13 protein-coding genes are annotated in these 17,708 nt (G+C 68.9%); 4 read left to right on the top strand and 9 right to left on the bottom strand.

Translation table 11 applies throughout. The features are described 5' to 3' along the window. The first annotated feature begins 25 nt into the window (after positions 1–25). Positions 26–1,672, top strand: a complete 1,647-nt coding sequence (locus tag KF684_04435) for a MiaB/RimO family radical SAM methylthiotransferase (protein ID MBX3352158.1) — start codon at positions 26–28, stop codon at positions 1,670–1,672. A 10-nt stretch (positions 1,673–1,682) separates the two neighbouring features. On the opposite strand, the gene dacB is transcribed toward KF684_04435, so the two are convergent. Beyond that, positions 1,683–3,176, bottom strand: coding sequence for a D-alanyl-D-alanine carboxypeptidase/D-alanyl-D-alanine-endopeptidase (gene dacB, locus KF684_04430; GenBank protein ID MBX3352157.1), 1,494 nt, complete (start codon positions 3,174–3,176; stop codon positions 1,683–1,685). Between the two features lie 170 nt (positions 3,177–3,346). Here dacB and metG point away from each other — a divergent pair, with 170 nt between their 5' ends. The 3 genes from metG to KF684_04415 all read left to right on the top strand — a co-directional run bounded on the left by metG (position 3,347) and on the right by KF684_04415 (position 6,229). After that, positions 3,347–3,718 (top strand): methionine--tRNA ligase subunit beta, encoded by a 372-nt coding sequence (gene metG / locus KF684_04425; protein ID MBX3352156.1) that lies wholly within the window; start codon positions 3,347–3,349, stop codon positions 3,716–3,718. 127 nt (positions 3,719–3,845) lie between these two features. After that, positions 3,846–4,364 carry a hypothetical protein gene (locus KF684_04420; GenBank protein ID MBX3352155.1) on the top strand — a complete coding sequence of 173 codons (519 nt, stop codon included), beginning with the start codon at positions 3,846–3,848 and terminating at the stop codon, positions 4,362–4,364. 77 nt (positions 4,365–4,441) lie between these two features. Then, positions 4,442–6,229 carry an anion permease gene (locus tag KF684_04415; GenBank protein MBX3352154.1) on the top strand — a complete coding sequence of 596 codons (1,788 nt, stop codon included), beginning with the start codon at positions 4,442–4,444 and terminating at the stop codon, positions 6,227–6,229. Positions 6,230–6,233: 4 nt separating this feature from the next. On the opposite strand, the gene KF684_04410 is transcribed toward KF684_04415, so the two are convergent. The 8 genes from KF684_04410 to gcvH all read right to left on the bottom strand — a co-directional run bounded on the left by KF684_04410 (position 6,234) and on the right by gcvH (position 17,614). Next, the gene (locus tag KF684_04410; GenBank protein ID MBX3352153.1) at positions 6,234–6,800 is read right to left on the bottom strand and encodes a hypothetical protein; all 567 of its coding nucleotides are present in this window, start codon (positions 6,798–6,800) and stop codon (positions 6,234–6,236) included. 34 nt (positions 6,801–6,834) lie between these two features. Then, entirely contained in the window at positions 6,835–9,783 is a 2,949-nt protein-coding gene (uvrA, locus tag KF684_04405) for an excinuclease ABC subunit UvrA (GenBank protein MBX3352152.1), read from the bottom strand. 305 nt (positions 9,784–10,088) lie between these two features. Further along, positions 10,089–10,601 (bottom strand): EamA family transporter, encoded by a 513-nt coding sequence (locus tag KF684_04400; GenBank protein MBX3352151.1) that lies wholly within the window; start codon positions 10,599–10,601, stop codon positions 10,089–10,091. A gap of 96 nt (positions 10,602–10,697) precedes the next feature. Further along, positions 10,698–12,842 (bottom strand): excinuclease ABC subunit UvrB, encoded by a 2,145-nt coding sequence (gene uvrB / locus KF684_04395; protein MBX3352150.1) that lies wholly within the window; start codon positions 12,840–12,842, stop codon positions 10,698–10,700. Between the two features lie 38 nt (positions 12,843–12,880). Beyond that, positions 12,881–15,460, bottom strand: a complete 2,580-nt coding sequence (locus KF684_04390) for an ABC transporter permease (GenBank protein ID MBX3352149.1) — start codon at positions 15,458–15,460, stop codon at positions 12,881–12,883. Next, positions 15,390–16,139 (bottom strand): ABC transporter ATP-binding protein, encoded by a 750-nt coding sequence (locus tag KF684_04385; protein ID MBX3352148.1) that lies wholly within the window; start codon positions 16,137–16,139, stop codon positions 15,390–15,392. Before KF684_04385 ends, KF684_04390 begins: the two co-directional genes overlap by 71 nt. Before the next feature lie 115 nt (positions 16,140–16,254). Beyond that, positions 16,255–17,067, bottom strand: coding sequence for a hypothetical protein (locus KF684_04380; GenBank protein ID MBX3352147.1), 813 nt, complete (start codon positions 17,065–17,067; stop codon positions 16,255–16,257). 172 nt (positions 17,068–17,239) lie between these two features. Beyond that, positions 17,240–17,614, bottom strand: coding sequence for a glycine cleavage system protein GcvH (gcvH, locus tag KF684_04375; GenBank protein MBX3352146.1), 375 nt, complete (start codon positions 17,612–17,614; stop codon positions 17,240–17,242). Positions 17,615–17,708 lie beyond the last annotated feature (94 nt).

Genomic DNA, 17,708 nt, shown 5'->3' with positions numbered 1-17,708 from the left:
GCCCTCCCCCTACACTCCACGCCCCATGACCCTCGCACGCTCCGTCTATCTCGAGACCTTCGGCTGCCAGATGAACGAGCTGGACTCCCAGCTCGTCGCCGGCGCGCTCCGATCGCTGGGCTACCGCTTCGTCGACTCCCCCGAGCACGCCGACGTCGTCCTCTACAACACATGCTCCGTCCGTGAGCACGCCGAGCAGAAGGTCTGGAGCCGCCTGGGCGAGGTCAAGCAGCGCAAGATCCACGAGCCCCACGTCGTCGTGGGCGTGCTGGGCTGCATGGCGGAGCGCGACGGCGTCGACCTCCTCCGGCGCATGCCGCAGGTCGATGTGCTCTGCGGCCCGGCCGAGCTCGACAAGCTCCCGTCGCTGCTCGACAACGCGGTGCGCACGCGCGAGTCCCTCCTTGCCGACGAGTCGCACCCCCATCACTGGGCGCGCAGCGCCAAGCAGGTGGCGCTCCAGGGCGCCGCGTCGCGCCGCTCGAGCACCCTCGCCGCCGCCGAGGACACGCTCGAACTTCTCGACCTGTCTCGCGCCGTCTCGCCCACCGACCACGCCGGCAGCGCCTACGTGCGCATCACGCGAGGGTGCAACAAGTTCTGCACCTACTGCGTCGTGCCCCACACCCGCGGCGCCGAGATCCACCGCCCGCCAGACCACATCGTCGACGAGTGCAAGCGCCTCGCCGACGCCGGCGTCCTCGAGGTCACGCTCCTCGGGCAGACCGTCAACCACTACCGATTCGAGCACGGCGCCGCCGTCAGCGTCGGGGGCGTCGTGCAGCCGCAGAAGGGACGCACCTACAAGGGCGCGCACAACCGCGACGCGTTCGCCGGCGAGCGCGTGACGACCTTCGCCGACCTGCTCGCGCGTATCCACGACGAGGTCCCGGCCATCCAGCGCCTGCGCTTCGTGACCAGCTACCCGCGCGACTTCGGGGACGACGCGCTCGAGGTCATCCGCGACCACCCGCGCCTCTGTCGCTATCTGCACGTCCCGGCGCAGAGCGGCAGCGATCGCATGCTCAAGACGATGAACCGCGGGTACACCATCGCCGAGTACGACGAGTTCCTCCATCGCGCGCGCTCGATCCTGCACCAGCCCGAGATCGGGCGCCCCCTCATGGTCAGCGGCGACATGATCGTCGGCTTCTGCACCGAGACCGAGGAAGACCATCAGGCCTCGATGCGACTCATCGAACGCGCCAACTACAAGAGCGCGTTCATCTTCAAGTACTCGCCCCGCCCCGGCACCGTCGCGTACGACAAGATGCCCGACGACGTGCCCGACGAGGTGAAGCGCCGGCGCAACAACGAGATGCTCGCCCTCCAGGCGAGCGTCAGCGAGCGCGTGATGCGCGAGCTGGTCGGGTCGACCTTCGAGGTCATGGTCGAGGGCGTCAGCCAGAAGCAGGCCAGGCGCGCGAAGCGCGCCGCCGACGCGTCGGGCGTCTCGCTCACCATCGGGGGCAAGGACCCCCGCGCGACCGCGACGGTCGACGAGCCGGCGAGCGCCGAGCCCGTCCAGCTCGCGGCAAGGACCGACGCCGACGCGATCGTCCACTTCGACTGCCCGCCCGGGCGTTCCGCGGCCGACATGATCGGCCGGATCGTGCGCGTCAAGATCACCTCGAGCAGCGCGCTGTCGCTCAGCGGCGAGCTCGCGGGCTGAGCCGGGTCGCTCAGTCGCCGCCCAGCGCGCGGTCGCCCATCACGCGGTCGGTCAGCGCGCGATCGATGTGCATCACGATGTCGTCCTGCGCCTGCCGGATCGCCGCGAGCGAGACCTTGGCGGGGAAGTCGTTGACCATGATCGAGAAGATCAGGCGCCTGCCGCTGCCGGAATCGGTGACATAGCCCGAGAGCGTCGAGACGTTGCGGATGTACCCGGTCTTCGCGCGGATCTCGTGCGTCGGGTCCTTGCCCTGAAAGCGGTTGCGCAGCGTGCCGTCCATCCCGGCGCGAGGCAGGGACTCCAGGAACAGGCGCTCGCGCGGGTTGGCCGGGTCGAAGGTCGCGAGCCAGCGCGCCAGCACGCCGGCGCTCACTCGGTTGTCGCGGCTCATGCCCGAGCCGTCGGCGATCTGCACGCTCGCCGCGTGCGCCGGGCCCAGGCGGCGCTGCAGACTCATGCGGACCACCGCCGCGCCGCCGGCCCACGAGCCGGGCATGCCGGTGACCTCGTGCGCGAGGCGCTTCAGCAGCGCCTCGGCGTAGAGGTTGTGCGAGGACACATTGCAACGGCGCAGCGCGACTTCGAGCGGAGAGCGCACGACGGCGATGACCTCCCCGCCCTCGAACCGCTCGTGCTCCTCTGCCAGGCGCACCGTCGGCTTGGGCTGCCCGGCGCGCGAGAGCCGGTCGGCGAGCATGTCGCCCACGAATCGCGCCGGGTCGTGCAGCGCGACCTCGACCGGCTGCGCCAGCGGGTGGCGCACGTTGCCGTGCACCGAGAACTGGTTAGCGAGCGTTGGCCGGGCCACCCAGATCGTGTTCTGCCCCTCGGTGCGTGTCTGGGCGCGGTTGTTCATCTCGACGAAGGGCGCCGAGGGCTCGAAGGTCAGAAAGGGCGCGGCGCCGTCCGCCGTCGGCTGGGCGTAGACCGACAGGACATTCGCGTGGAAGTTGAGCCCGCTGACCTGCGCGCAGTACCAGCGGTTGAGCTGGTCGGGAGGCCACGACGCGTGGAACAGCTCGCGGTCGAAGACGCGGTCGTCGATCACGATCTCTCGCACAGTGCGCCCGGTCTTGGTGATCGCGCCCACCCAGACCTGCAGAAACTCGTCGGCCGACAAGCGCATCTCTTTCAGCAGCTCGGGGTCGGCCAGCGCCGGGTCGCCGGCGCCGCGCACGATCAGGCGCTCTCCATCGAGGATCAACTCGGTCCGGAACGCGAAGTCCTCGCCCAGGATCGTCGCGGCGGCGCCGCTGATGAGCACCTTCATGTTCGACGCCGGGATCAGCGCCTCGTCCGGGTTGATCGAGACGATCATCCGCCCCGTGTCGCCGTCGAGCACCGCGACGCCCACGCGCGCCTGGTCGAGACCCGCCGCCCTCAGGACGCGATCGATCCGCGTCTGCAGCGTCTGCGCCGACGCGAGGGGGGTCAGCACCGCCGCGATCAGCAGCGTCACGGCGAGATGGCTCAGCCGACGGGTCGCGATCCTCGTCGTCACGGGTCTCTCCTCGGGGGTTCGTTCGGGCTCTCGTTTGACGGCGTGCGCCGCCGGTCGGTTCGCGCCGGGGCGCACAACGGGGCCCCTTGTCATCGGAGCGATGGGGCGCCCGGCTACACTTGCCGCCACTGTTCCAGCACACACAGACGCGTCACGAAAGGACCCCCGCCATGGCTGAGCCCAAGCCGATGATCGCCTTCGAGGACTTCGCCAAGGTCGATCTGCGCGTCGCCAGGGTCGTCCACGCCGAACCCCACCCCAACGCCGACCGCCTCCTCAAGCTCCAGCTCGACGACGGCAGCGGCACTCCCCGGCAGATCTGCGCCGGAATCAAGGGCTATTACACCCCCGAAGACCTCATCGGGAAGCACATCGTCATCGTCGCCAACCTCGAGCCACGCACGATCCGCGGCGAGGAATCCCGCGGCATGCTCCTGGCCGCCAGCGACGCCCCCAAGGACCCCTCGGCGCCCCAGACCGAGCGCAACGTGGTCGTCCTGACCCCGATGAAGGACATCGCCCCCGGCTCGATCGTCTCCTGACGGCGCGCGTCCGAGCGAGCACCGGCCCCACGCGATGAAATCGTCCCGTTCCCTCCCCGAACGGTGTGGTACCCTGTGCCGCACCTCTGTCGGTGCGCACCAGGCGGAACGAGGAAAGGGAAAACCCATGAAGTGCAGCATGCTCGGTCTGGCCGCGGCCCTTGCGATCGGCGCGGCGTCGGCGTCTCTGGTCTCCAGCGTCGTCGCCCAGCAGCCCGGCGCCCCGGCCCAGGCGAACAACGGCGCCCCCGGCTTCCCGGATCTCGCCTCTGGCCTGCGCGAGACCCAGGGCGTGCTGGGCGTCGAGGTCGCGCGAACCACCACCGGGAAGAACGTCATCTTCGCGTGGTTCGAGAACAAAGAGGCCGCCAAACGCTGGTACTACTCCGACATGCACCGGGGCGTGATGGAGGGCTTCGCCAACATGGCGCCAGAAGCCATGGAGCCTATGGCCGATGTCCCCGACGATGTCCCCGTCCTCTGCATCGCGTCGGTCACCCCGGCAACCAAAGACAAGCCCGGCCCCGACGGAGGCCCGTTCTCGCAGATCGCGATCGAGCTCTACACCACCCTCCCCGGCGGCATCGCGCTGGGCGGGTCGTTCTCGCCCGACTCGCTGAAGGTCAAGGGCCTCGAGCGATTCTGACCTGAACCGGCTTTCACGCGCGCGGCCCGCTACGCTGGACGCTCGGGCGCTGTCGGCCCGGACGCACCGGAGCCACCATGCGCGACGAGATCCTGATCTTCTCGGTTCTGGGCGTCACGCTCGCGATGTTCGTCTGGGGTCGCGTCCGCTACGACCTCGTCGCGATGATGGCGCTGCTGGCAGTCACGATCCTCGGGCTCGTCGACCCCGCCGTCGCGTTCCTGGGATTCGGGCACCCGGCGGTGATCACCGTCGCCGCGATCCTCGCCGTCAGCAAGGGGCTGCAGAACGCCGGCGTCGTGGACATCATCGCCAAGGCGCTCAAACGCGTCGGGAACCGCCCGACGGTGCAGGTCGGCGCGCTCGGGACGACCGCCGCGATCTGTTCCGCGTTCATGAACAATGTCGGCGCCCTCGCGCTGCTCATGCCCGTCGCCCTGCGCATGGCGCGCAGCGCCAAGCGATCGCCGGCGTATCTGCTCATGCCTCTCGCGTTCTGCTCGCTGCTGGGGGGGCTGATGACGCTGATCGGCTCGCCCCCCAACATCATCGTCTCGTCCATGCGCAGGCAGGCGACGGGTGAGCCCTTCGGCTTCTTCGACTTCGCACCGGTCGGCGCAGGCGTCACGATCGTCGGCATCGCGTTCATCGCGCTCCTCGGCTGGCGTCTCCTCCCCGATCGCAAACCCGCCAACGGCGACACGATCGGCTTCGACATCGCCGAATACACCGCGGAACTCACCGTCACCGAAGACTCCAAGTTCCACGACGCCACCATCCAGGAACTCGCCACCGCCGTCGACGCAGACTTCGTCATCCTCGCCATCCTCCGCGGCGAGCGCCGGCTCTCAGCGCCCAGCGGGTTCGAAACCATCCACAAGGGCGACACCATCCTCGTCGCCGCGGACCACGAAGCAATCAAGGCCCTGCGCGACGCCGGCAACTTCGAACTCGCCGGCGAGGACAACGCCAAGGAGGACGAGACGGACGCCGCGAAGGACCTGACCGTGGTCGAGGCGATCGTGGGGCCCGGTTCCGTCCTCGCCGGGCGCACGCCGGCGCAGCTCAATCTGCGCTGGCGTTACGGCGTGAACCTGCTGGGCGTCTCGCGCCAGGGCTCTCGGGTGCGAGGGCGCCTGCGCGACGCGCGACTCCAGACGGGCGATGTGCTGATGCTGCACATCCCGGCCGACAACACGAGCGAGACGCTCTCGATGCTTGGCTGCCTGCCGCTGGCCGAGCGCGCCATCGATCTCGCCAAGCCGCGACGCCTGCTGCTGGGGACCGGCATCTTCGTCTGCGCCGTCGCCGCGACCGTGGTCGGTCTGCTGCCGGTGCAGATCGCGTTCGTGCTCGCCGCCGTGCTCATGCTGCTGACGAAAGTCGTCACCCTGCGCGAGGGCTACGACGCCGTCGACTGGCCCGTGATCGTGCTGCTGGGCGCGATGATCCCGCTGGGCGACGCGCTCGAATCGACCGGGGGCACGCAGCGCATCGCCGATCTGATGCTGTGGCTGGGCGAGGGTCGCGCGCCGATCGTGGCGCTGGCGATCCTGATGATCGTGACGCTGCTGCTGTCGGATGTGGTCAACAACGCCGCCGTCGCCGTGCTCATGGCGCCCGTCGCGGTGCGTCTCGCCGAAGGGATGAACGCGTCGGTCGACGCCTTCCTGATGGCGGTCGTCCTCGGCGCGTCGTCGGCGTTCCTCACGCCCATCGGGCACCAGTCCAACACGCTCGTGCTCGCGCCCGGCGGCTACCGCTTCGGCGACTACGCGCGCATGGGCGTGCCCCTGACGGTGATCTATGTGATCGTCGGGCTCGCGGCGATCGTGGTCGTGTGGCCGCTGCGGCCCGAGGGATGACGGGCTACGCCGTCTCGTCGATCACGGGGTCTGGAACGGAATCCTCCACCCGCGCGAACTTCATCGCCCACTCCGGGGCGCCCAGCGTGCGCCCGTCGACCTTCGCCTTCGTCAGTCGCATGCTGTAGCGCCCGGGCGCGGGCTGGACATCCGTCACCCGCTCCCACGGGATGCTGACGACCTTCGCGCCCGTCCAGCGCATCGGCATGAAGGGGATCAGGTGCAGGTGGTCCTCGTCCGCCGCCAGCGCGAGCGCGTTGTTGAAGCGGAAGAACTTCCCGAAGAGCACCGACTGCCCGAGTTTCACCACCGCCTCCCGCGACTGCGGCGCCGCCGGGTAGCGGCGCTCGAGCGGCTTCCACAGCAGCCAGGTGAGCAACCAGAAAATCGCCATCGGAGCGCCGAGGACGATCGGCACGACCCATGCCGCCTGGCCCGGTGATAGCGCCGCCAACAGCGCGAACACAACCAGGAAATCGACCGTGAAGATCACGACGATCACCAGATCCATGTTCATCCCGCCGCTGGGCTTGGCGAGCCGGTCCTTGATGTCTGTCACGCGGTCGTCCATCGGCACGGTTTTGTAGCCCGGGACCGCCCGCCCGTCACCCCGCGAGCATCGCCTTCAGATACCGCCCGGTGTAACTGCCGGGCGCCTTCGCGACCTGCTCGGGAGTGCCCGACGCGACGATCGCCCCGCCCTTGTCGCCCCCCTCGGGGCCCAGGTCCACGATCCAGTCCGCCCGCTTGATGACATCCAGGTTGTGCTCGATCACCACCAGCGTCGCCCCCGTGTCCGCCAGACGGTCGAGCACCGCGCACAACTTCCGCACATCCTCGAAGTGCAGCCCCGTCGTCGGCTCGTCGAGGATGTACAGCGTGTTCCCCGTCGCCCCGCCGCCCAGCTCCGCGGCCAGCTTGATCCGCTGCGCCTCGCCCCCGCTCAGCGTCGTGCTCGGCTGGCCCAGCGTGATGTACCCGAGCCCGACATCGTTCAGACACTGCGCATAACGCAGGATCTTGGGCATGTTCTCGAAGAACGCGCACGCGTCCTCGACCGTCATGTCGAGCACCTGCGAGATCGTCTTCCCGCGGTAGTGCACCTCGAGCGTCTCGCGGTTGTACCGCGCGCCCTTGCACACCTCGCACGAGACGAACACATCCGGCAGGAAGTGCATCTCGATCTTCTTCAGCCCGTGCCCGGCGCACGACTCGCACCGTCCGCCCTTCACATTGAACGAGAAACGCCCCGGCTGGTAGCCACGGATCCGCGCCTCCTTCGTCTGCGCGAAGATCTTGCGGATGTCGTCGAACATCCCGGTGTAGGTCGCCGGGTTGCTCCGCGGCGTCCTGCCGATGGGCGTCTGATCGACCTCCACCACGCGCTCGATCTTCGTCAGCCCGGTCACGCTCTTGTGCTCGCCCGGGCGAGCACGCCCCAGCCCGAGTTTCGCCTTCGCCGCCTGCAGCAGGATGTCGTTGACCAGCGTCGACTTGCCCGACCCGCTCACGCCCGTCACGCACACGATCCCGCCCAGCGGGAGCGTCGCGTCGATGCTCTTGAGGTTGTTCTGCTTCGCGCCCTTGATGACGATCGCCTTCTTCTCGCTGACGGCGCGCCGCTTCTCGGGGACCTCGATGCGCATCACGCCCGAGAGGTACTTCCCGGTGAGCGTGCCGCTGGTGGCGATGTCGTGCAGCGTGCCCTGCGCGACGATGCGCCCGCCGTGCACGCCCGGGCCGGGGCCGACATCGAGGATGTGATCGGCGGACCGGATCATGTCCTCGTCGTGCTCGACGACGATGACGGTGTTGCCGATGTCCGCGAGGTGGCGCAGCGTCGCGATGAGCCGGTCGTTGTCGCGCTGGTGCAGGCCGATGGTCGGCTCGTCGAGCACATAGCACGCGCCGACGAGGCCCGAGCCGACCTGCGTGGCGAGCCGGATGCGCTGCGCCTCGCCGCCAGAAAGCGTCGCGGTCTTGCGATCGAGCGAGAGGTACTCGAGCCCCACGCCCTGCATGAAACCCAGGCGGTTGCGGATCTCCTTCACGATCGGCTCGGCGATGGTGAGTTGTTCCTGCGAGAGCGTCATCGACCCGATGATCCGGGCCGCGTCGTCGATGGTGAGCGAGGTGAAGTCGGAGATCGTGAACAGGTGCTCATCTCGCGAGAGCCCGTGCGCCGCGCGGCGCTCCATCACGCTCGCCGGCAGCGCCTCGGTCGCGCGGATGAACACGCTCAGCGCCTCGATCTTCAGCCGGTCGCCCCGGCAGACCGTGCAGGGCGAGTCGCTGAGGAACTTGCTCAGCCACTCCTTGATGTTCACGCTGTCGGTCCGCTTCCACCAGTCGGTGGTGATGGGGATCACGCCGTCGAACTTCGATCCGTATTTCTTCGCGTCGGCGGCGGTCGTGCCGTGCAGCAGGATGCGCCGCTTGTCCGGGTCCATGTCGCGCACCGGGGCGGTGTACGACACGCCGAACGACTTGCAGAACTTCTTGAGTTTCCGCCCGAACCACACGCGCACCGGCCCGAGTTTCGCCCACACCTCGATCGCGCCCTCGGCCAGGCTCTCCCCGTCGTCGGGCATCACCGTCGCCTCGTCGAACTCCAGCACCGTCCCCAGGCCGTCGCACGCCGGGCACGCGCCGAAGGGGGAGTTGAACGAGAACAGCCGCGGCTCCAACTCCTCCAGCGCGCAGTGGGGGTGCAGTGAGCACGCGTGCTTCTCGGAATACACCGTGTCGGTCCACGCCGCCTCGCCCGCGTCGTTCTTCTCCTCGCGTGCGACGATCACCACGCCCTCGCCCACGCGCAGCGCGGTCTCGATCGATTCCGCCATACGCTGGCGCGCCTCGGCGTTCACGACGACGCGGTCGACCACCGCCTCGATGGTGTGCTTCTCGTAGCGCCCCAGGTTCAGCGGGTTCTCGCCCGGCTCCTTCAGGGCCTCGCGCAGATCCACGAGTGCGCCGTTCGCCCGGGCACGCACGAACCCCTGCGACTGCAGCGACTCCAGAACCTCGCGGTGGAACCCCTTCTTGGCGCGCACGACCGGGGCGAGCAGCATGAGCCGAGACCCCTCGGGCAGCGACGCGACGGCGTCGACGATCTGGGACGCGTTGGCGGCACGGATCGGCTGGCCGCAGCGCTCCAGAACCTCGCCGTTCTTGCCGAGTTTCGTGGGCTCCCAACAGGTGGCCCGCCCGACGCGCGCGAAGAGCAGGCGCAGGTAGTCGTAGATCTCGGTGGAGGTCGCGACCGTCGAGCGGGGGTTGTGCCCGCTGGTGCGCTGCTCGATCGCGATGGTGGGGGGGAGGCCCTCGATGTCGTCGATCGCCGGCTTCTGCATCCGGTCGAGGAACTGGCGCGCGTAGGCGGAGAGCGACTCCATGTACTTGCGCTGGCCCTCGGCGTAGATCGTGTCGAACGCGAGAGAGGACTTGCCGCTGCCCGACAGCCCGGTGACGACGACGAGGCGGTCGCGCGGGATGTCGACATCGATGTTCTTGAGGTTGTGCTCCCGGGCGCCGCGCACGCGGATGGCGCGCAGCGGGTCGAGGCGGCTCCCGGGGGCGCCGACCTTGGGCGCGTCCGCGAAGGACACGGGCGAGGGGCCGGGGACCTTGCGCTCGAAGCGCGGGATCGCACCCCCGGAGAGCGGCGTCTCGGGCGCGTGGTTGACGCCCGGTTCGGGCGCAGTGACCTCGACCGGCTTGCCCTTCTTCGAGGCGGGCTTGCGGGTGGTCGACGGCTTCGTCTTGGCGGTCTTCTTGGCGGGGGGCCGGGTGGGCAAGGGGCTGGTCACTCCCGTGGATTCGCGTGAGGCGAATGGTAGGAGTCAGCCCCAGCGGACCTTTACCTCGGCGCCGCGCCGACAGGTGATTCTTCGGTCGCCGGCGCGGGTGAAGCGACCTTCACGCTCTTGCTCGACAACAGCACCACCCCGACCACGATCAACGCCACCCCGATCAATTTCTTCGGCGTCACTGACTCCCCGAACAAGGGCACGGCCAGCGCGAACGCCAAGGCCGGGGCCAGCGCGAAGGAGATGGGCTTGACGACCGAGATCTCCCCGAAGTTCAGGGCCGCGTAGAAGAAGATCAACGCCAGCGAGCCGGCGATCAGGCCCGTGCCCAGGATGAGCTTGAGCATCGTGCCCGTCCCGGCCCTGTGCCAGCCGGTGGGCTCGATCTTCGCGATGTGCACCGCCCAGTAGTACGCGATCCACAGCGCCGGCAGCGCCACCGCCGCCCGGACGGCGGCCACGGTGATCGGGCCCACCTTCCCGGTGCTCAGGACGGACTTCGAGAACAACTCGCCCACGCCCCAGCAGACGCCGGCGAGAACCGCGAAGAGGATCGCTTTCATGACGAGAAGCGTAGCGACCCGCCCCGGGTCTGCCCGCGACCGCGATCGTCCCCTTCCCCCTGCTCCCCACTCCCCACTCCCTGCTCCCTTCCCCAATCAATCCGTCCGCTTCATCCGCTTGCGCTTCCGCTTGACCGCCCCCGGCTTGCCCGGCGTGGCGCGAGCGCCCTCCTCGCCGTACAACTCGCGCTCGAGTTCGCTCATCTTGACGCGCGTGCGAGAGGGGTCGGCCTTCTGGATCTTCTTGATCGTCTCGACCTGGTCGCGCAGGGCGGCGGCCTTCTCGAACTCCAGGCGCACCGCCGCCTCCAGCATCTCGCCCTCCAGGTCCTTACGCAACTCGACGATGTCGAACGACTCCTCGTCGGCCTTGAGATTCTGCTTCGCGGTCTTGCGCCCCCGGAGTTCGTCCTCGATGCCGCGACGGATCGCCTTGCGGATGGTCTCGGGCGTGATGCCGTGCGACTCGTTGTAGGCGACCTGCTTCTCGCGCCGCCGGTCGGTCTCGCCGATCGCGGCACGCATCGAGGGCGTGACCTCGTCGGCGTACATGATCGCGCGCCCGTTCACATTGCGTGCCGCACGACCGATCAACTGGATGAGACTCGTCGGCGAGCGCAGGAACCCCTCCTTGTCGGCGTCGAGGATCGCGACCAGCGACACCTCGGGCAGGTCGAGCCCCTCGCGCAGCAGGTTGACGCCCACGAGCACATCGAACTCGCCGGTGCGCAGGTCGCGGAGGATCTCGAGCCGGTCGAGCGTCTCGATGTCGCTGTGGAGATAGCGCACCTTGATCCCCTGCTCGTCGAGGTAGGTCGCGAGTTGCTCGCAGAGGCGCTTCGTGAGGGCCGTCACCAGCACGCGTTCGCCCTGCGCCACGCGCTCCTTGCACTGTTCGAGCAGGTCGGGCACCTGGCCTCGCGCCGGCTTCACCTCGACGACGGGGTCGAGCAGCCCGGTGGGGCGGATGACCTGCTCCGCGATCTCGCCGCCGGTGCGCTTGAGTTCGTAGGGCCCGGGAGTCGCGCTCACATACAGGCAGCGCGGCACGATGGTCTCGAACTCTTCGAAGCGCAGCGGGCGGTTGTCGAGCGCGCTGGGCAGGCGGAAGCCGTGCTCGACGAGGGTGGTCTTGCGCGCCTTGTCGCCGTTGAACATCGCGGAGATCTGGGGGATGGTGACATGGCTCTCGTCGATGATGAGGAGCCAGTCGTCGGGCGTCCCGCCGTCGAGTTCGGCGGATCGCCGGAGGTAGTCCATCAGCGTGTACGGGCGCTCGCCCGGCAGGCGACCGTCGAAATAGCGCGAGTAGTTCTCGACGCCCGGGCAGGTGCCGACCTCTTCGAGCATCTCGAGGTCGAACTTCGTGCGCGCGAGCAGGCGCTGGGCCTCGAGGAGTTTGCCCTCGTGGCGGAGCTGCATCACGCGCGTGTCGAGTTCGGCGCGGATCGACGCGAGCGCCGACTGCAGCGTGTCGGCCGGCGTCACATAGTGCACCGCCGGGAAGATGAAGAAATGCTTCTCGGTGGCGAGGATCTCGCCGGTGGTGGGGTTGATGAACTGGATCGACTCGACCTCGTCGCCGAAGAGCTCGAAGCGCACCGCGAACTGCTCGTAGGCGGGGTAGAGCTCGATCACATCGCCCACGACGCGGTAGGTGCCTCGCTTGAAGTCGATGTCGGAGCGCTGGTACTGCATGTCGGCCAGCCCGAGCAGGAACTCGCGCCGGTTGAGCGTCTGGCCGATCTGCACGGACATCACCTTGTCGCGGTAGGCGTCGGGCGAGCCCAGGCCGAAGATGCACGAGACCGACGCGACGACGACCGTGTCCTTGCGCGAGAGCAGATTGCTCGTCGCGGCCAGGCGCAGTCGGTCGAGATCGTCGTTGCGCGACGAGTCCTTCTCGATATAGATGTCGCGCTGTGGGATGTACGCCTCGGGCTGGTAGTAGTCGTAGTACGAGACGAAGTACGACACCGCGTTGCGCGGGAAGAGATCGTGCATCTCTTCGTAGAGCTGCGCCGCGAGGGTCTTGTTGTGGCTGATGATGAGGGTGGGCCGGTTGATCTGCGCGATGGTGTTGGCCATCGTGAAGGTCTTGCCGGTGCCGGTGGCGCCCAGGAGCACGACCGCGGGTTCTCCCGCTCGGAAGCGCTGGACGATCTGCGCGATGGCGGTCGGCTGGTCGCCGGTGGGCTTGAAGGGAGAGACGAGTTCGAAGGATCGGGGTTGGAAGGCCATGCGGGTGTGCGATTCTAGGATCGCGCCGCGCGTGCCCCTCAGCCGCGTACGCTGCCGAGCAGTTCGCGGGGCTTGAGCCGGGAGAGCGCCAGGACCGGCGCCGCCGCCGCGAGCAGCGCGAGCGTGACGAGGATGACGCACCCGACGAGCATGGGGCCCACGGGTGGCTGCAGGCGCAGCTCGAGCCCGGCGAGGAGCCGGTTCATCGCGGCGGCGCCCCACGCGTGCTGCAGCCCGAGCGCCGAACCCAGCACGCACGCGCCCAGCGCGAGCAGCAGCACCTCGGCGAGCACGAGGCGCGTGACCAGCGTGCGGTCGGCCCCGATGGCGCGCAGCACGCCGAACTCGAACCGTCGGGCCTCGATCCCGGCGACGACGATGTTGCCCACGCCCAGGCAGGCGATGAGCATCGCGCCGACGGCGACGAAGGACATCACGCGCAGCGTGCTGCCGCCGACCGAATCGATCAGGTCCTTGATCTCTCGCCCGGAGCCGACCACCAGCAGCGACGAGCCGAGCGCCTTGCGGATCTCGCGGATCGCCTCGCGGTCGGTCACCTCGTCGCTGAGGTCGATCTGGATCAGGTTGACGCGGTCGACGCCGAACCGGTCGCGCATGTCCTCGCGGGTGCCGAAGACCGAGTGGATGGCCTGGGCGTAGTACTCCTGCCCGATGTCGAAGTACTTGCTGGCGATGTCGAGCCCTGGGGAGGAGATGACGCCCACGATCTCGAAGTCGTGCTGCTGCCCGTTGTGGTTGACGGTGTAGGTGTCGCCCACGCCGTAGCCGCGTGCGATCTTGAACTCGCGCGCGACGAGGATCGCGCCGCCGGCCTTGAGTTTCGGGAGCGCGGTCTGGACGGAGCCCTCGTCCCAGGTCAGGCGGGTCATAGCGAAGAACGGCTCTGGCTCGAAGGCGATGAACGAGGTCTTGAGCGGGTTGAGCGCGCGGACGCCGAACTCGGAATCGATGCTGAGCAGCGAGATCGCGCAGGTGTTCTCGACGAAGGGGAGGTTGGCGACGCGCGCGCGCGCGTCGTCGTCGATGCCAAGCCACCCGTGCGCGAAGGCGTCGGGGAACTGGATGCGATCGGCCCAGCCCAGGAACGCGCGTCCCTCGGTCCACAGGGCGGTCATCATCGCCAGCCCGACCATCAGGGCGGCGGCGGTGAAGCCCTGCCGGAAGGGCGTGGCCAGCACGCTCGAGCGCACGAGTCCGCGCGGGAGGTTCATCGCGCGGTCGATGATCGGCGAGAGCGCGAGCGTGATCGACGCCACCACCGGGGGGCCCATCAGGAAGTACCCCACGATCATCAGCGGCATCGCCAGCGTGGTGTAGAGCCAGAACAGGCGCTGCCCGTCCTGCGCGGTCGCCACGATCAGCGCCTGCGCCGAGAGCAGGGCCAGCGCCACGATCATCGAGAGCACGAGGACCTTCGGGCGTGGCTTCGCGGCCCGGGCGGCCAGGGCGCGCAGGGGCCTCACGCGCGACGCGCTCCACGCGGGCCACGACGAGCCGATCACCCCGGCGAGCAGCGAGCCGACGAACGCGAGCGACAGCCCGTACCACGACAGCACGAACCCGGCGGGCAGGCGATCGCGGAAGATCACCGCGAGCACGAACGCCAGCGCCGCGCCGAGCGGCGCGCCGAGCAGCCCGCCCCCGGCGCCCACGATCACGCCCACGACCACCTGCGCTCGCGCCAGTTGCCCGCGCGACGCGCCGATGCAGCGCATCATCGCCAGCTCGCGCGTGCGCTCCAGCAGGTTGGTCGTGAGGCCGGTCAGGATGATGAACGCGGCGCAGATGAAGGTCAGCACCGCCGCGATCAGCAGCCCGAATCGCGAGGAGTTGACCGACTTGTCGAGCCCGCTCGTGAGTTTCTCGGTCGGCTGCACGATGATGTCGGCCGGCATCCCCTCGGGCGGTGCGATGGTCATGGCCGCGTCGGGGTTGCGCAACGCGATGTCGATCTGGTCGAGCCGGTTGGGGCGGGAGGTGATCTCCCAGAGGTCGTCGAGGGTGACATAGGCCTCGAAGCGGTGGGCGGCGGCGAGCGTGCCGATGGGTTTACGCGCGAGCACGCCGACCACCGTGAGAGTGATCTGCTCGCCGAAGCGTTCGACCTCGAGCGTGTCGCCGACCTGGACCTGGAGTTCGTCCTGCAGGGCCTGGTCGATGACGATCTCGCCGTCGGCGGTCACGCGCCGGCCCTCTTCGAGCTCGAGCGAGCGAAGGGCGTATTCGGAGGGCGGGTCGATGCCGTGGCCCACGGTGACGGCGCGGGTGTCCTTCGCCTCGTTCCAGAGCGGGATGGGCCCTCGCGAGCGCGGGGCGGCGATCTTTGTCTCGGTCCAGGCGCGAGCGAGTTCGAGGATCGACGCGTCGAATGGCTTGTCGTCGGTGCGCCGGAAGCGGACATCGGCGGCGCCCACGGTGGTCTCGACGCGCTTGGCGAGCGTCGCGGTCACGGTGCTGCTGGCGCACGCGACGGCGGCGATGAGCGACGCGGCGAGCGCGACGGCGAGGGACAGCAGCGCGGTGCGCTTACGCCGTCCGTCCAGACTGTTGAGAGCGAGTCGCCAGGCCGGCGGCATCGAGGTTCTCGCGTTGGACATCGACGCGCCCGGTGACGCGCCCGTCGTGGAGGATGAAGACTTCGCGGCAGTGGGCCGCCGCCGCCGGCTCGTGCGTGACCATGACGATGGTCATCTCTCGCGCGTCGGCCAGTTCGGCGAGGAGTCGCCAGAGGATCTCGGAGTTCTTCGAGTCGAGGGCGCCGGTGGGTTCGTCGGCGAGCAGCACCTTCGGGGAGAAAAGCAGGGCCCGCGCGATGGCGACGCGCTGCTGCTCGCCGCCCGAGAGGGCGTCGGGCCGGTGGTCGGCGCGCTTCCAGACCCCCAGCGTCTCCATGAGTTCACGCGAGCGCTCGCGCAGGAAGGACGCCGGCTCGCGCGCGAGCAGGCCGGGCAGCTCGACGTTCTGGCGCGCCGTCATCGTGGGGATGAGGTTGAACTGCTGGAACACCACGCCGATCTCGCGCCGCCGGAACAGCGTGAGCTCCTTCTCGGAGAGGGTGTCGATGCGCCGCCCGGCGACATGGAGCTCGCCCTTGTCGGGCGTGTCGAGCGCGGCGAGCAGATGGAGCAGCGTGGACTTGCCCGAGCCGGAGGGGCCCATGATCGCGTAGAAGCCCGGCTCGTCGATGGAGAGCGTGGCGCCGCGGAGCGCGTCGATCGAGCGATCGCCCAGGCGGTAGGACTTGTGGACTTCGAGGGCGTGGATGAGCGCTGACACGGTGTGGAGGGTAGGCGGGGCGGGCTTCGGAGCGTTCGGTAGGTTGTTGGGCTCGTCGCCGCCCGGGTTGCGGGCGACGAGAGAATCAGCGCGTCACGAGCCCGCCTCCTGGTCCTCAGCGACGCCGGCGCGCGAGGAGCAGCGTCATCGCCGCGAGCGCTGCCGCGCCGGTCGCCGGCGCCGGCACGAGCAGGTCGATGTTGTCGAACCAGCCGGCGGCGGGGCCCCCGGAGAACGAGCCGCCCCCGAAGAACTGGAAGTTGTCTGAGAACACGACGACCTCTTCGACGAGCGAGCCGGCGAAGATCGACGACGAGTAGATGACCGAGCCGCCGTACGCGTACTCGATGGTGTCGCTGTCGGCGTCGACGGTGACGGTGAGCGTGTTCCACTGGTTCTCGACCCAGGAGACGCCGGTGTCGATGAACTCGAACACGTCCGGGGCGGTCTGATCGAGGATGAAGATGCTGCCGAGATAGTCGAAGGAGACGCGGAAGGTGAGCAGCGCGCTGCTGGCCGGGGCCTGCCCGACGATGTCGTAGTTCGCGCCGCCGTTGTCATCGATGAGCGTGTCGATGGTGAACACATACGAAGGACCGACGGGGTTGAAGGTGGGGCTGAACCCGCCCACGAAGTCGCCCGCCGGGGCGGCGGTCGTGCCGGTGAGTCGCATGGCCTGGCCGTTGTTGTCGGCGCGGAGCGCGACATCGGTTCCCAAGGGGTAGTTATTGAAGACCTGCCAGCCGTTCTGCGCGTTGAGGTCGCCGACGGTGTAGCCCTCGACGGTCTCGAAGCCGATGAAGTTGGAGTCCATCGTGACGCCGCGCATCACGCCGGAGGGGCGCGAGAGGGCGTCGACGGAAACAGCGGCGATCGCGGGGGTGGCGAGCGCGCAGACAAGAACGATCGCGCCGAGGCGGGTGGTCATCTCTAGGTCCTCCGTGTGTTCGCGGCGTGCGGCGATTCCGCGCGCCGGTGTGATCCCTGAGCGGGGTGTATCGGCACACGAAGAGGGGGCGGCCAGCGCGGCGTGCAAAAACACGGGAGACCCCCGGCAGCGCCGGGGTCTCCCGCTGGTTGTTCCGGTTGCCGCGGGTTGTTCAGTGCTTGCTGTCGTAGGCGCCGGCGTCCATGAGCTTGTTCATGGGGGCCTTATCGGTCGGCTTGATGCGCACGAGCCAGCCGCCGCCGTAGGGGTCGGAGTTGACGAGGGAGGGATCGTCGGCGAGGGCGGTGTTGACCTCGACGATCTCGCCCCCGACCGGGGAGTAGATGTCGCTGGTGGCCTTGACCGACTCGACCTCTCCAACGATGTCGCCGGGCTTGAAAGAGAAGCCCTTGGCCTTCATCTCGACATAGGTGATGTCGGTGAGCTCGTCGACGGCGTGCTGGGTGAGCCCGAGGGTGATGACCTCGCCCTCGTCGCGCAGCCACTCGTGGGTCTCGGTGTACTTGCGGTCGGCGGGGCTCTTCATCGGGAGGGTCTCTCGGGGGTCTGGGGTGGATCGGTCGTCGCCGGTGTGCCGGCGGCGGGGCGTCATGCTATCGGTCGTGACGCGATCGGCAACC

It is taken from the genome of Phycisphaeraceae bacterium (assembly GCA_019636675.1).
In the GTDB taxonomy this organism is placed as follows: domain Bacteria; phylum Planctomycetota; class Phycisphaerae; order Phycisphaerales; family UBA1924; genus JAHBXC01.
The sequence above is the reverse complement of the archived record's forward strand: the minus strand, read 5'-3'. Positions and strand labels throughout refer to the sequence as shown.